This is a genomic window from Streptomyces sp. MUM 2J (assembly GCF_022414535.1).
In the GTDB taxonomy this organism is placed as follows: Bacteria; Actinomycetota; Actinomycetes; order Streptomycetales; family Streptomycetaceae; genus Streptomyces.
The window spans coordinates 19,318-33,079 of record NZ_JADWYM010000039.1 but is presented as its reverse complement, the minus strand read 5'-3'; the positions used below and the strand labels follow the sequence as shown (position 1 = coordinate 33,079).

11 protein-coding genes and 1 pseudogene are annotated in these 13,762 nt (G+C 69.8%); 6 read left to right on the top strand and 6 right to left on the bottom strand.

Annotated elements, in window-relative coordinates:
• Positions 1–160 precede the first annotated feature (160 nt).
• The 4 genes from I3F54_RS25485 to I3F54_RS25470 all read left to right on the top strand — a co-directional run bounded on the left by I3F54_RS25485 (position 161) and on the right by I3F54_RS25470 (position 4,870).
• Positions 161–1,576, top strand: a complete 1,416-nt coding sequence (locus I3F54_RS25485; protein WP_240121283.1) for an amino acid permease — start codon at positions 161–163, stop codon at positions 1,574–1,576.
• 29 nt (positions 1,577–1,605) lie between these two features.
• Positions 1,606–2,820, top strand: a complete 1,215-nt coding sequence (locus I3F54_RS25480) for an arginine deiminase (RefSeq protein WP_240121240.1) — start codon at positions 1,606–1,608, stop codon at positions 2,818–2,820.
• Between the two features lie 120 nt (positions 2,821–2,940).
• Positions 2,941–3,942: an ornithine carbamoyltransferase gene (argF, locus tag I3F54_RS25475; RefSeq protein ID WP_240121239.1), complete on the top strand. Its 1,002-nt coding sequence runs from the start codon at positions 2,941–2,943 to the stop codon at positions 3,940–3,942.
• A gap of 4 nt (positions 3,943–3,946) precedes the next feature.
• A complete protein-coding gene (locus I3F54_RS25470) occupies positions 3,947–4,870 on the top strand; it encodes a carbamate kinase (protein ID WP_240121238.1) in 924 nt (307 codons plus the stop codon).
• A 289-nt stretch (positions 4,871–5,159) separates the two neighbouring features.
• Here the strand turns inward: I3F54_RS25470 and I3F54_RS25465 are convergent, their stop codons facing one another.
• Both I3F54_RS25465 and I3F54_RS25460 read right to left on the bottom strand, forming a co-directional pair.
• Positions 5,160–5,894, bottom strand: coding sequence for an SDR family oxidoreductase (locus I3F54_RS25465; protein ID WP_240121237.1), 735 nt, complete (start codon positions 5,892–5,894; stop codon positions 5,160–5,162).
• Positions 5,891–6,180, bottom strand: a pseudogene (locus I3F54_RS25460) (Atu4866 domain-containing protein). The gene I3F54_RS25465 and the pseudogene I3F54_RS25460 overlap by 4 nt, the downstream one beginning before the upstream one ends.
• Before the next feature lie 110 nt (positions 6,181–6,290).
• On the opposite strand from I3F54_RS25460, the gene I3F54_RS25455 reads away from it, so the two are divergent.
• Together I3F54_RS25455 and I3F54_RS25450 are read left to right on the top strand one after the other, a co-directional pair.
• Positions 6,291–7,124, top strand: coding sequence for a helix-turn-helix transcriptional regulator (locus tag I3F54_RS25455; protein WP_240121236.1), 834 nt, complete (start codon positions 6,291–6,293; stop codon positions 7,122–7,124).
• A gap of 222 nt (positions 7,125–7,346) precedes the next feature.
• Entirely contained in the window at positions 7,347–7,526 is a 180-nt protein-coding gene (locus I3F54_RS25450; protein WP_240121235.1) for a hypothetical protein, read from the top strand.
• A 324-nt stretch (positions 7,527–7,850) separates the two neighbouring features.
• Here I3F54_RS25450 and I3F54_RS25445 read toward each other — a convergent pair whose 3' ends face one another.
• The 4 genes from I3F54_RS25445 to I3F54_RS25430 form a co-directional block, all read right to left on the bottom strand.
• The gene (locus I3F54_RS25445) at positions 7,851–9,320 is read right to left on the bottom strand and encodes an NAD(P)/FAD-dependent oxidoreductase (protein ID WP_308373916.1); all 1,470 of its coding nucleotides are present in this window, start codon (positions 9,318–9,320) and stop codon (positions 7,851–7,853) included.
• Positions 9,321–10,044: 724 nt separating this feature from the next.
• Entirely contained in the window at positions 10,045–10,227 is a 183-nt protein-coding gene (locus tag I3F54_RS25440) for a hypothetical protein (protein ID WP_240121234.1), read from the bottom strand.
• 629 nt (positions 10,228–10,856) lie between these two features.
• Positions 10,857–11,468 carry a hypothetical protein gene (locus tag I3F54_RS25435; protein WP_240121233.1) on the bottom strand — a complete coding sequence of 204 codons (612 nt, stop codon included), beginning with the start codon at positions 11,466–11,468 and terminating at the stop codon, positions 10,857–10,859.
• Positions 11,469–11,481: 13 nt separating this feature from the next.
• The gene (locus I3F54_RS25430; protein WP_240121232.1) at positions 11,482–13,407 is read right to left on the bottom strand and encodes an alpha/beta fold hydrolase; all 1,926 of its coding nucleotides are present in this window, start codon (positions 13,405–13,407) and stop codon (positions 11,482–11,484) included.
• Positions 13,408–13,762 lie beyond the last annotated feature (355 nt).

The following is a 13,762-nucleotide window of genomic DNA, read 5'->3' as shown; positions in this document are numbered from 1 at the left end:
GCCGTGTGGTTCCTGACCTCGTCCCGCACAGCGCACGAAGATCGACCACGGATCGAATCACCCGTGACGAACTCTGCGAGGAGCCCCCGTGTCCAGCCCCACACCAGACGAAAGAGGGACAGCGCCGAAGGCGCTCGGTCTGCCCGCCGCATCCGCGCTCGTGATCGGCAGCATCATCGGCACCGGAGTCTTCGCGTTGCCCTCCGCGCTCGCCCCCTACGGTCCCATCTCCCTCGTCGCGTTCGGCGTCGTGACCCTCGGCGCGCTCGCGCTGGCGCTGACCTTCGGGGCGCTGTCGAAGCGTGTCTCGGCCAGTGGCGGCCCGTACGTCTACGCCCGTGAGGCGTTCGGCGAGTTCGCAGGGTTCCTCAACGCCTGGTCGTACTGGATCACCGCCTGGGCCGGCAACGCCGCCATCGCGGTGGCCTGGGTCGGCTATGTCGAGGTGTTCGTCAACACCGGGCACCAGAAATGGATCTCGGTGCTCCTCGCGGTAGCCGGTCTGTGGATCCCCGCCGCGATCAATCTCACCGGAGTCCGCAACACGGGTGCGTTCCAGGTGATCACGACCGTGCTCAAGTTCGTCCCGCTGGTCTTCATGGCCACGGTCGGGCTGCTGTTCATCGACGCGGACAAGTTCGGTCCCTTCAACGCCAGCGACCAGTCGGCCCTCGGCGCGATTTCGGCCGCGGGAGCCATCGCCCTCTTCAGCTACCTCGGCCTGGAGGCCGCCGCAGTGGTCGCCGGGCGGGTCCGGAAGCCCGGACGCAACGTTCCGCGGGCCACGGTCTACGGCACGCTGGTCTGCGCGGTGATCTACATCCTGGGCACGCTCGCGGTCTTCGGCACCGTCTCGCACGGCAAGCTGGGCGGTTCGACGGCCCCCTTCACCGATGCCGCCAACAACATCTTCGGCGGTACCTGGGCCGGTGACATCGTCGCCGCCGCCGCAATCATCTCCGGTATCGGCGCCCTCAACGGCTGGACCATGCTGTGCGCCGAGATGCCCTACGCCGCCGCCCGCGACGGACTCTTCCCGCGGGCTTTCGCGCGACTGCGTGGAAGGAACGAGGTCCCTGCCTTCGGCATCATCGCCTCGACTGTACTGGCCTCGCTGATCACCGTGTTCAGCTACACCAGCTTCCAGGACGTCTTCACCAAGATTGTTCTGCTGAGCGTGCTGACCGCCGTGATCCCCTACCTCTTCTCGGCCGCCGCCCAGCTGTACTGGCTGCTCACGCCGGGCGGGGAGAAGACCAGTCGCGGTCGGCTGACCCGCGACGTCACCGTTGCCGCGCTCGCCCTCGCCTTCTCGTACTGGTCGATCCAGGGCAGTGGCTACCAGACCGTCTACTACGGCCTGTTCGTGCTGCTCCTGGGCGTGCCGGTCTACGTCTGGCTCAAGCGGGGCGAGGCCGTCGACGGCCAGACCCCGGAGCCGGAGGCCGCGGCGATCCCGGCCCAGCGAACGCGGGCGCCCGAAACGCCCCCGCCCACCGGGCGGTTCCTCCACGGCCCGCGCACCAAGCGCGCTGGCCGGACCCCCGGGCGCGACGACCTCCGCCACCGCGACTGACCGCCCCCCGTCCAGAGGAACTCCCCCCCATGAACACCTTCCACGTCGACTCCGAAGCCGGGCCTCTGCGCCAGGTCGTGCTGCACCGCCCCGGCCTCGAACTCTCCCGCCTGACCCCGCGCAACGTCGACGCCCTGCTCTTCGACGACATCCTGTGGGCGAAGCGCGCCCGCGAGGAGCACGACGCGTTCGCCCAGGTGCTGCGCGACCACGGAGTCCGTGTCCACTACTTCGCGGAACTGCTGGCCCAGACCCTTGACGTCCCGGCGGCCCGTGACTGGCTCCTCGACCGCGTCGCCACTCCCGCCGTCCTGGGCCCCGCCCTCATCGACCCGGTGCGCGAACTGTGCGCCGAACTCGACGGAGAGACCCTCGCGGGCCACCTCATCGGCGGCCTGCTCAAGAGCGACCTGCCGCTGCGCAGCCCGCACAGCCTGTTGTGGAACGCCCTCGGCGCGGACGACTTCGCGCTCCCCCCGCTGCCCAACCACCTCTTCCCACGCGACAACTCCTGCTGGCTGTACGACAGACTCTCCGTGAACCCGATGGCGAAACCCGCCCGGCGCCGCGAGAGCCTGCACGCGGAGGCCATCTACCGCTTCCACCCGATGTTCGCCGCCGCCGCGCCCGAACCCCTCCTCGACTCCGCCGCGGGCACCCTGGAGGGCGGTGACGTACATGTCCTCGGCAACGGCGCGGTCATGGTCGGCATGGGCGAGCGCACCACCGCGCAGGCGGTGGAGAGCCTGGCCGCCCGGCTCTTCGCGAACGGCACGGCGAGTCGGCTGATCGCGGTCCAGCTTCCCGCTGCCCGCGCCTACATGCACCTCGACACGGTGCTCACCATGGTCGACCGTGACGCGTTCGCCATCTACCCGGGCCTCGCCGACTCCCTGCGCTCCTGGACCCTGGTTCCCAGCCAGGCCCGTGACGCAGGCTTCGACGTGATCCCGAACTCCGACCTGGCGACCGCGCTCGCCGAGGCACTGGACGTGGACAAGGTCCGCATGCTCTCCGCCCCGCAGGACGCCCGGAACGCCGAGCGCGAGCAGTGGGACGACGGCAGCAACTTCCTCGCCGTCGCCCCCGGCGTCGTCGTCGGCTACGAACGCAACGTCACCACCAACACCTACCTCCGCAAGCAGGGCATCGAGATCGTCACCATCGCCGGCGCCGAACTCGGCCGCGGCCGTGGCGGTCCCCGCTGCATGAGCTGCCCCATCGAACGCGACCCGGCCGCCTGACCCACGGGCTCGGAACGCGCCAAGGCGACACGACGTCCGCCGGACGACCGCACACCGATTTTCACGCATACAGGGTGTCGCCGTCAGGCGACCGGATTGCTGACCCACAAGGACACCACCATGACCGTCGACCTGCGAGGCCGCTCCTACCTGAGCGAACTCGACTTCACCCCGGCCGAGGTCCACCACCTCCTCGACCTCGCCGCCGACCTCAAAGCGGCCCGCCGCGCCGGCACCGAGCAACCCAGGCTCACCGGCAAGCACCTCGCCCTCATCTTCGAGAAGACCTCCACCCGAACCCGCTGCGCCTTCGAGGTCGCCGCCACCGACCAGGGAGCCGCTACCAGCTACCTGGGACCGGGCGACACCCACATCGGCCACAAGGAGTCCATCGCTGACACCGCCCGTGTCCTCGGCCGCATGTTCGACGGCATCGAGTACCGGGGCTCCGCCCAGCCGATCGTCACCGAACTCGCGGCCCACGCCGGCGTCCCCGTCTTCAACGGACTGACCGACACCGCACACCCCACACAGAGCCTGTGCGACATGCTCACCATGCGGGAACACAGCACCAAACCGCTTCAGGACATCGCCTACTGCTATCTCGGCGACGCTCGCAACAACATGGGCAACTCCCTGCTGTCCATGGGTGCGCTCCTCGGCATGGACGTGCGCATCGCCGCCCCCAAGGCACTGTGGCCCGATCCCGCGCTGGTCGCCGCCTGCCGCGCCCTGGGCGAACGCAGCGGTGCGCGCATCACGCTGACCGAGGACGTCGAGACCGCCGTACGCGGCGCCGACTTCCTGCACACCGACGTCTGGGTCTCCATGGGCGAGCCCGCCGACACCTGGCGCCGGCGCATAGAGCTGCTGCTCCCGTACCAGGTCAACGACAAGACACTCGCACTCACCGGCAACCCGGACGTGAAGTTCATGCACTGCCTGCCGTCCCTGCACGACCGCCGCACCGACCTCGGCCAGAACCTCTTCGACTCCTACGGTCTCGACGGCCTGGAGGTCACCGACGGGGTCTTCTCCTCGCCCGCCTCGATCGTCTTCGACCAGGCGGAGAACCGGCTGCACACCATCAAGGCCGTGCTCGTCGCCACCATGGAGGACTGAGACGATGCGCATCGTCGTCGCCCTCGGCGGCAACGCCCTGCTGCACCGAGGCGAACACCCTGACGCCGCCGTCCAGCAGAACAACATCGACCGGGTCACCACCGCCCTGGCCGCCCTCGCCCAGGAACACGAACTCGTCATCACCCACGGCAACGGACCGCAGATCGGCCTGCTCGCCATGGAGAGCGAGTCCGATCCCGCGCTCAGCGCCCCCTACCCACTGGATCTGCTCGGCGCGCAGACCCAGGGCATGATCGGTTCGCTGCTCGCCCGCAGCCTGCAACACGCCCTGCCCAAGCGCCGGATCGCCGCCCTGGTCACCCACACCCTCGTACGGGCCGACGACCCCGCGTTCATGAGGCCCACGAAGTTCGTCGGCCAGGTGTACTCCCAGGATCTGGCCGAGGACCTCGCCCACCGGCACGGCTGGCGCATCGGCCGGGACACCGGGGGCTGGCGCCGCGTCGTACCCTCCCCGGAGCCGGAACGGGTCCTCGAAACCGTGACCATCGACGAGCTGCTCGGCGGCGGCACCCTGGTGATCTGCGCCGGCGGGGGAGGAGTCCCGGTCACAGCGCACCCCGAGACGGGCTTCCTCGACGGTGTCGAGGCCGTCATCGACAAGGACCTCACCGCCGCCCTGCTCGCCGAGGACCTCAAGGCGGACTTCCTCCTCATCCTCACCGACGTGCCCTGCGTGTACGAGCACTACGGAACCCCGGGCCAGCGGCCCGTCTCCGGGGCCACGCCCGGCGGACTGCGCCGCGGGGGGTTCCCGGACGGCTCCATGGGGCCCAAGACCGAGGCCGTCGCCCGGTTCGTCGAACGCACGGGCGGGCTGGCCGCCATCGGAGCCCTGGACGCGGCGTACGAGATCGTCCAAGGCCGTTCCGGCACACTCGTCCGGCCCGCCCCCATGGTCGGCTGAGGGGCGTTCGGGCTCCTGCCGCGGCGGGTGAGCGCGCGGCGCAGGTCGTCGACCCCGTCGAGAGCGGTGATGTCGCTCTCCCCGTGTTGTCGATCTGCAAGCCTTGGTCCCAACACGAGATCACCGAGTGACCGCCGTCGATACGCCACTCCAGCGGACGTGCCGGGAGTCCCGCGGGCGCAGCCGGCGGCGGCCGCGGGACTCCCGGCACGTGAAGCTGAGCAGCGGCGTACTCCTGGCCCTGCCCGGCGCGGCAGACTTCATGCGCCGTTCGGTCGACTGCCGTGGGTCATCGGTCGCTTGCTGCGGGACGGACGACGATTTCGCTGACGTCGACCTGCGAAGGCTGGCAGATGGCGTAGGCGATGGCCTCCGCTATGGCGGAGGCCGGCAGAGCCACGGCGCGGTAGGTCCTCATGGCCTCCCTGGCAGCAGGGTCGGAGATGCCGTCGGCGAGTTCGGACTCGGTCACGCCCGGGGAGACGAGAGTGACCCTGATGTTCCCAGCGGACTCCTGACGCAGTCCGTCGGTGATCGCGCGTACGGCGAACTTGGTCGCGCAGTAGACGGCGGCGGTGGGAGAGACCTCGTATGCGCCGACGGAGGCGATGTTCACGAAGTGCCCGCCGCCCTGGGCGCGCATCGCGGGCAGGGCGGCGGCGATACCGTGCAGGACGCCCCGTACGTTCACGTCGATCATCCGGTCCCACTCGTCGGTCCTGAGCGCTTCCAGCGGCGAGAGCGGCATCACCCCGGCGTTGTTGACGACCACGTCCACTCGGCCGTAGCGCTCGCGGGCGGCGGACATGAAGGCCCGGACGTCGGCGGCATCCGTGACATCCAGTCGACGGAACGCCGCGGTGCCGCCCGCGTCTGTGATCTCCTTGGTCAGCGCATCGAGACGATCGACGCGTCGTGCCCCGAGGAACAGGCTGTGGCCATCGGCGGCAAGCCGGCGGGCGGTCGCCTCGCCGATCCCGCTGCTCGCTCCGGTGATCGTTACGGCCTTGGCTGCCTCTGTCATACCTGTATTCCCTCTCTGTAGAGCACCAGGTGCTCGGGGTCGGGCACACCGTCGCGGCTGTCGCCCGCCGGTGAACCCGGAGTCGTCGACGTCATGGATGTGGCTGCCCGTCACGGTGCAGCGGCCCGTGTACGCGCGGCTCCGGTCGCCGCTCGCGTCGTCGGAGCGGCGTCCGCAACTCCTGGCGGATGCGACCGTCTGCGGTCACCCACACGGCGACCACGTCGGTATTGCCCTCCTCCGTGTTCCCTGTCGTGACGGACTGCCTTCGGCCGTGGGTGCGGATCTGTCTGCCCGACCGAGTCTGGTCAGATCGAAGGACGCCGACCAGGACGTGTGTTGCCCGGGTGCACCGCACCCGGGCAACACACCGCCTCTGCGGCCTAGCCTGGGGACATGACCGACAACCGTCTGGGAGAGTTCCTGCGCGCACGCAGAGCGGCACTGCGGCCGGAGGACGTCGGCATGGCGAGCTACGGCGTGCGCAGGGTCACCGGACTGCGCCGTGAAGAGGTCGCTGTCCTGGCCGGGGTGAACGCGGATTACTACACCCGCCTGGAACAGGGACGCGAACGCCACCCCTCGGCCCAGGTACTCGACGCGCTCGGCCGAGCCCTGCGACTGGACCCCGACGCTCACGCCCATCTGCACCAGCTGGCCGGGACAGCGCCGGGCAACCGGTTCACCCACAGCACGGACCGGATCGCTCCCGCCCTTCGCCAGCTGCTGGACGGCTACCCGGGTGCCCCGGCGTTCGTCATCAACCGGACCTTGGACATCCTGGCGACGAACGCCCTGGCCGAGGCTCTGCACTCACCGTTCGAGCAGGCCGACAACCTGGCCCGCATGACCTTCCTCGATCCGGCAGGCCGACAGTTCTACACCCGGTGGAGTTCCACGGCACAGGCCACCGTGGGCCACCTGCGCCAGGCGGCCGGCCTCGACCCGGACAACCCGCGGCTGCGGGAACTCGTTCGCGTCCTCACCGAGCACAGCATGGACTTCACCCGCCTGTGGACCACCCACGCCGTGCGTGGGAAGACCCAGGACGACAAGCACTTCCTCCACCCCGATATCGGTGCCCTGGCACTTACCTACCAGGCCTTCGACGTACGCGATGCTCCAGGCCAGCAACTCGTCGTCTACCAGGCCGAACCCGGAAGCCCCAGCGCCGGGGCCCTCAACCTGCTCGGCTCCGTCCACGCCACCTCGCACCAGACAGCCACGTAGTCGGAAGGTGCGCACCTCGTGAGTGCGGTGGCAGGTGGCCGGCACTCGGTGCCGTCGCGGCACACGACCTCGACACCCGGATGCCCGCGCAGCCAGTGTTGTCCCCCGATCGTGGGACACCGTGTCCTCCCCGGCAAGGGCCGTGCGGCGGAAGCCGGCGCACCGAATGCCTCATACCTTGGAGACAGATCGGATGAACCGTACAGATTGGAGACCGGGACCATGCTCGAGGACAAGATTGCCCTTCAGACTCAAAGCCTTGGAGAACTGCACGAGGAGCACGAGGGGATGGTCAATCCGTCCCGGGGCGCGGTGGCATCTCTCATCATCGCGACTGCCACGGTCCTGGTTTCCGTGGTAGCCGTGTCCGCTGGCGCCTACGCCGCTGCAGAGGGATGGTGAGGAAGCGTACCGGCTCGTACCCGAGTCAAGGCTGAACCGTTTTCAGCTGGCGAGACGTGTAGCGCCGCTGCTCGTCGCCTGCCCGCTTCGGCAGAGAGTGACGCGACCTCTGATGATCAAGGTTTTCGAAGCCTTTGATCACGAACAGGGGTCGCGTTCGCGTGCCAGCGGTACCGTGCGGCGCCGGCGATGCTCCACCCTCGCCGAGACCGCCGACCACCTTCGAGACCCTCCCGGACCAGAACGGGTTCCCCCCGGTCGAAGACCTGGTGAACCCTCGGCAGCCGAGGCAGGGCCATCCGAGATCCCCGTGCGGAGTCAAGCTCAGGGTGTGGGCGGGGTGTCGGGAGACAGAGAAGGTGGTGTTCGGATTCCGAATTCGCGGTGCAGCGCGCAGATGGCGGCCAGGTGGCCGGCCATGCCGTGGACCCCGGGCCCCGGCGGTGTGGAGGCGGAGCAGAGGTACACGCCGGGTAGCGGGGTGCGGTACGGGTTCCAGCGGGGGAGGGGGCGCAGCAGTGTCTGGCGAAGGGTCATGGCCCCCGCGGCGATGTCGCCTCCCACGTAGTTCGGGTTGTACTGCTCCAGGTCGAGTGCGGTCAGGGAGCGGCGTGCCAGGACGGTATCGGCGAACCCTGGTGCGTATCGTTCGATGCGGGCGGTGACGACGTCCGCAGGGTCGGTGGGGTCCGCATGGGGGACGTGGGCGTAGGCCCATACCGGTCGATGCCCGCCGGCGCCGATACGTCCGGGGTCGGTCGTGGCCGGGTCCACGACCAGGACGAACGGTTCGCCGCCCGGTCTGCCGCGGGCCACCAGTGACTCTTGCCGGAACACGTCCTTCTGCAGGCCTCCGAGGTGGACTGTGCCCGCGGGTCCCACTTCCGGGGCGGCCCAGGGGATCGGTCCTGAGGTGAGGAAGTCGACCTTGGCGGCGGCCGGCCCGTACCGGAAGGCGTGCAGCCCCATGCGGTAGGTCCGTGGCAGCAGCGGGCCGGCGATCCTGAGGAATTCCTTCGGGCCGAGGTCGAGGAGCACGGCCCGTGCGTCGCAGGTGTCTCGCAGGTCGTCGATGCGTTGTCCGGTGCTGAGAGTCGCGCCGTGGGTCCTCAGGTCGGACACCATGGCTTCGGCGATCCGCCTGCTCCCGCCGCGGGGGAGCGGCCAGCCGGTGCCGTGGGCGAGATGGCCCAGCAGCAGGGCCACCGCAGCCGAGGAGGGAGTCGGCATGCGGCCGAGTGCATGGGCGGCCACTCCGGCGAGCAGTGCCGCTGCCTTCTGCCCGGTGAACGCGTGCCGGGCGAGCGGTGTGCCGTGACGCAGCATGCCCAGCCCCAGGAGGAGCGGGGCGTGGGGGTCTCTCGGGAGACTGCGCTGTCCGCCGAGTGCGAAATCGACCACGGCCTGACTGCGCGCCAGCAGGGGTTCCATCAGTGCTCGCCAGGCCCGGCCGTCACGGCCCAGGCCCGCACAGGTGGCGTCCAGGGCGTGGTGGGCGAGTGCCGCCTGGCCGTTGTCGAGCGGGTGTGCGTAGCTGATCTCTGGCTGGAGGAGCTCGACGTTCCGGGCTGCCAGGTCGAACTCCCGGAAGAACGCGGACGCCGGCGCCATGGGGTGGACGGCCGAGCAGATGTCGTGAACCACGTCGTCACGGAAGAGTGACTGAGTGCGAAGCCCGCCGCCGATGTCCGCCGCCGCCTCGTAGACGGCGACGGACAGGCCCGCGCGCGCCATGGTGACTGCGGCGGCCAGGCCGTTCGGCCCGCTGCCCACCACCACGACGTCTGTTGCCACGTCCTTCCCCGCTTCCTCTGATGGCCCGGCCCCAGGGTTCGTATGGCCGGAGCGGACCTTCGACCCGGTTGTGGAACCTGACGACAGACGTCACAATCCGTCACGGGCTGCCGATTCCACAGGCTCGATGTGGGCGTCCACCGGTTGGGGGGCCACGGTTCATCCGGGATTTCGGTCATGCGGTGGACGCCGAACGCAGGTCGTCCCGATTTGGCGTTGCAGGTGTTCTCAGTCTAAGTCCGCACGAAGAATGTGACTGTCGACGGAGGCGCCCCGACTCGTCGAAAGGCATTCCCATGAACGAGATCAACAGACGCTGCCGGCGATCGACCGGCCCGGCATGTTGCGACCGAAGCGCTTCGGCAGCGTCGAGAGACCGAGACATAGGTCTCCGTCCGTGCGAGGAAGAAGGTGATGTCCCCCAGGTTCCCAGGTGCCCTGGGGGAGAGGCTGCCCGAGCCCACAGCCGTTTCCCTGCGGCTCCCGAACGCTTCCTGTTCGTCGCCGACCGCCGGCCCCGCCACAGGGTGGCGGTGTCGGGGCTGGAGCTCTTCCGGTCCGGCTCCATCAGTGGCTGAAGGCACGTCCCGCTGAGCCGGGAGGTAGCGAGGGGTTCGGTGAGGTCGTGCGTGGTGGGGTCCTCGCGGCCGTGAGGACCCCACCACGATGTGCTCCCTGGGTGCGTCGGTTGTCCGGGTGCTCTTGCGTCGTGTCGTGTCCCGGTTCAGCCGTACGCGGCGGCGACCGCTGTCCCGACACTGACGGAGATCACGACGGCGACCGCGGCCATCGTCAGACCGGCGGAGGCCACAGCCCCGGGCCCGTGGGGGAACGTCCCGGTGCTGTCCTCGTTCAGGTCGCCCAGATTCTCGACGGTGAACTGCTCGATCATGTGCTGCACTGTCATGGCGTGCCCGCCTCCCTTTGCCGTGGGGTCGTGTCCCACCAGGATGAGCGCCGGCGCCTTCTTCACCCGTCCGCTGCTCGGCCCCCACCACGGACGACGCGTCGTTCCCCGATCGGGGGACCCGGCTGTCCACCGGACGAAGGCCTGCCCGCAGGACTTCCCAGCGCCCTCACTGAATCTGCACGTCAGCTGCGGCCACACGGCACCGGAAGTGATGCGCAACGGGCTGTGGCCCGGCCCATCACCGATCGACGCTGACTTCCAGGCTGTCGGGGACGGTTCGTGCCTCTGGCCGGTGCGCTGTCCGAGACGGGAGGGTACTCGCGTATGCCGGAGCAGAGCACTCAGCGAACAGCAGGGAATCCGCAGGCCCTGGCCGCTTCGTGTCATCGGCCGACCCGCAGGCCGGCACCGGGGGCGCCGGGATCCCGTGTTGCGCCGGCGGGCAGGTGCTGCAGGCCGTGGGGGCGGTGCGACCCCGGGTGCTCGGACGGCCGCCTGCTGTTCTCGCGCGCTGCCCGGCGGGCAGCGCGTGACCGTGGTCCCGCGAGCGGCGGTGCGACTGGACCAGGCCACGGCGGTGGCTGGTGGCCACCTCACCGTTCGTGCCCCGGCTGCGCGTCGCAGGGTCAGGAAGGAGCGCCGTCCGGTGCCGTGGGCGCTCGCCCGCCCCGTGCGTCTGCCGGAGTCGGCCGGAGCGGGACGTAGGGGGAGACGAAGACGATCTCGGGCTCCTCCGAGGTGTCGTATCCGGCCGCTCGTGCGAGCGCGAACTGGAACCCTTTGATCCCCGCTGCGCCGGACTGGTTGATCCGGTTCCGGATGAACTCGCGGAGCATGCGGTACGCCGGGTGGTGCTCCGCCACCGAGAAGCCGTCGTCGAGGATCAGGATGACTTCCTGGCAGGCGTCGAAGATGGCCTTCTCCGCGCGTCGCCCCGGGAACCACACGATCTGCCACACCCTGCGGCCGACGATCACCTCGACCGTCCTCCAGGGCGACGTCTCGCGGTCGACGCTCAGCGTGCGGTACAGGAACTGGTAGTCGTGGCGGGCCGGAGTGGGGGCGAAGAAGCGCCAGTTCGGGAACAGCACGGCCATGCTGTCGAGTTGCTGTACGCGGTTGAAGAGCTGGTTCGGGTGCTGCGTCGCCACCGTTCCCACGAGCATTCCGCCGCATGCCAGCCTGGTCAGGCCGCCAGGCCCGGTGAAGGCACGGGTCACCACGGAGGTCGGGGTCATGGGGTCGGTCACCTCACCTGCTTGGCTGTCCTCGATCGGTACCGCCGCGTCCCGCTTCCCCGGAATCGCCGTCGGTCCGCGGAACGGCGTCGATGTCCTGCAGGAAGGCGAGGATGTGCCGCGCCGTCTGCTGGCCGAAGCCCGGATCGGTCAGGATGGATTCATGACCGGCCCGCGGGACTGTGACGGACCGCACGACCCGGCCGTCACCCTGGTGGGCATGGCCCAGATCCTCACTCATCGCGCCGTGTGCGGGATCCATGTCCAACGTCTTCTGGGCGGACAGCACCAGGGCATGCGAGGCGATCGGCGGCAGCGGGCCCTCGAAGGATCGGAAGTCCTCTTCCGCGGCTCGCCACTCCCGTCGTCCCGTCCACCAGATCCGGCTGTCGGCGAACTGGGCGAAAGCCCGGCGCCGGACGTCGGCGGGGAGGTCTTTCACCCAGGCCGGGTGCGGCATCAGCACGCCCATGCCACTGCGCAGGCTGGCCGCGATGATGCCGAGCGAGTGGTCCAGCGCTTCAGCCGTCTCGCTCTGCTTCTCCGAGCGCTGCAGCTCCTCCGGGTGGGAGCTGTCCAGGTACACCACGCCGGTCACCCGGTCACCGAGGTCCAGCGCGGCGCGGCGGGCGATCTCTCCTCCCAGGGAGTGGCCGACCAGGACCACGGGGCGACCCTCGGGAGCGACCTCGGTGACGAGGTCGACCAGGTCGTCCACGGATTCCTGCAGGCTGAACGGTTCATCACCCGCGTAGGTACTCGGACCGACGCCGGCCCGGCTGTAGGTGATCACGTCGCATGCCCCGTCCTCCCGCAGCGTCTGCAGGACCCACCCGAAGATCTCCGGCGACGAGGCGAGTCCGCAGCACATGACGACGACCGGCTTCTCGCCCTTCGCCGAGCCGCTCATGCGGTAGTAGCTGATCTTGTTGCCGTGCCTGGTGGCCACGCTCAGGCTGCCGGGCCAGCTGTCCCGGGCCCACTGCCGGCGGTCGACGGCCCGCAGCGCACCGAACGCCGCCGCACCGGCCAGAGCCAGACCCATCGCCTTCGCCATGGTGTCGTCGCGGTCGGCCACCTCGGGGCGGGACCGCGGGGTGGTGGTGTAGGCGACCATCGGGTGCATCGACGCGAACGCCGTTGCGAACCGCCCCAGGCCCATGAAGTAACCGTTGGCCGTGTGGAAGGCCGCCGCGCTGGCGATCATCGGCCGCGCCAGCAGCCCACCAGGCAGGTACACCAAGGGGAACAGGCACTCCATCGCGAGCACGCCGTGCGCCAGCCACCGCGCGGTCCTGGGATGCCCGTCGGCCCAGCGCCACATGCGCTCGTGGCCGTACGTCCGGGTCCGCATGATGCCCGCCAGCGCCGTCCCCTGGCGCCACTCGGCGCCCAGGAGTTTGACCCAGCCGGAGACGGCGTACGAGAGGTTCGACTGGAGCGCGATGTACCACAGGAGGGCGTCCTGGACCTGAGGCGTGCGGGACATCCGTGCCGCCCCCACCGCCGTCTGCACCAGCATCGCCACCTGGTCCGACCCGTCCGTGCCGTACCGGCGCCGCGCGTACAGCGCGAGGTTGCTGAGCCCCAGGAACATGCTGGCTGCGCCCCGCCAGCGTCCCCGGGACGGCAGAAGCAGGGCACCACCGGCGGCCGCCTGCGCGCAGAACAGCGCATTGGTGGCCCGCTCGTCGCCGATCACGTCCAGGATCCGGCGCCTGAGCGGTGACAGCGTGATGTACGTGTCCCGCCCGATCCTCCAGTCGTTCAGCCCGCCCGGCTCCCGGTCCTCCTTGCGGCGCAGGTACTCGAGGCTGGCAACGACCGTGGTCATGGCGGCAAGACGCTCGGACACGGCCATCGCCCGCTCCCTGGTGACGGGTATCGGCCCGAAGACGGTGGACAGTGCCTTCGCCGTGCGACCACGAGACCTCGACATGCCGCGCTCCCGTTGTCAGGGCACCGCCCCGGACCGCAACGCCGGTCACCGTGGCGGAGCCGTTGATGCGCTGCCACAATGCTAACTGGATGAATAGTAAGGGGCCAATTGGGCGATATGTGCCCTATGTCGACTACTGTGTTGATATCGGTGACTGCGTTTCCGAGGCGCGGGGGGAATGCGGGCAGTGCGCGCTGTCCCGGCATCCGACGGCGCTGAGGCCGAAGGGGGACCGGGAGGACGTCATGGCATGGGCACCTTCAGTGCCGATCGTGCGGCTCGGTCCAGGTCCCGTACCGCGCCCCGTACCCGCCCGCACAGGTGCTCGCCGCCCGGCGAACGGCGCCTTCTTCGG

Excerpts from the sequence above, each read along its gene's own strand:
- I3F54_RS25480 (WP_240121240.1), top strand. The coding sequence starts at position 1,606 with ATGAACACCTTCCACGTCGACTCCGAAGCCGGGCCTCTGCGCCAGGTC.
- argF (WP_240121239.1), top strand. The coding sequence starts at position 2,941 with ATGACCGTCGACCTGCGAGGCCGCTCCTACCTGAGCGAACTCGACTTC.
- I3F54_RS25470 (WP_240121238.1), top strand. The coding sequence starts at position 3,947 with ATGCGCATCGTCGTCGCCCTCGGCGGCAACGCCCTGCTGCACCGAGGC.
- I3F54_RS25465 (WP_240121237.1), bottom strand. The coding sequence starts at position 5,894 with ATGACAGAGGCAGCCAAGGCCGTAACGATCACCGGAGCGAGCAGCGGG.
- I3F54_RS25455 (WP_240121236.1), top strand. The coding sequence starts at position 6,291 with ATGACCGACAACCGTCTGGGAGAGTTCCTGCGCGCACGCAGAGCGGCA.
- I3F54_RS25450 (WP_240121235.1), top strand. The coding sequence starts at position 7,347 with ATGCTCGAGGACAAGATTGCCCTTCAGACTCAAAGCCTTGGAGAACTG.
- I3F54_RS25440 (WP_240121234.1), bottom strand. The coding sequence starts at position 10,227 with ATGACAGTGCAGCACATGATCGAGCAGTTCACCGTCGAGAATCTGGGC.
- I3F54_RS25435 (WP_240121233.1), bottom strand. The coding sequence starts at position 11,468 with ATGACCCCGACCTCCGTGGTGACCCGTGCCTTCACCGGGCCTGGCGGC.
- I3F54_RS25430 (WP_240121232.1), bottom strand. The coding sequence starts at position 13,407 with ATGTCGAGGTCTCGTGGTCGCACGGCGAAGGCACTGTCCACCGTCTTC.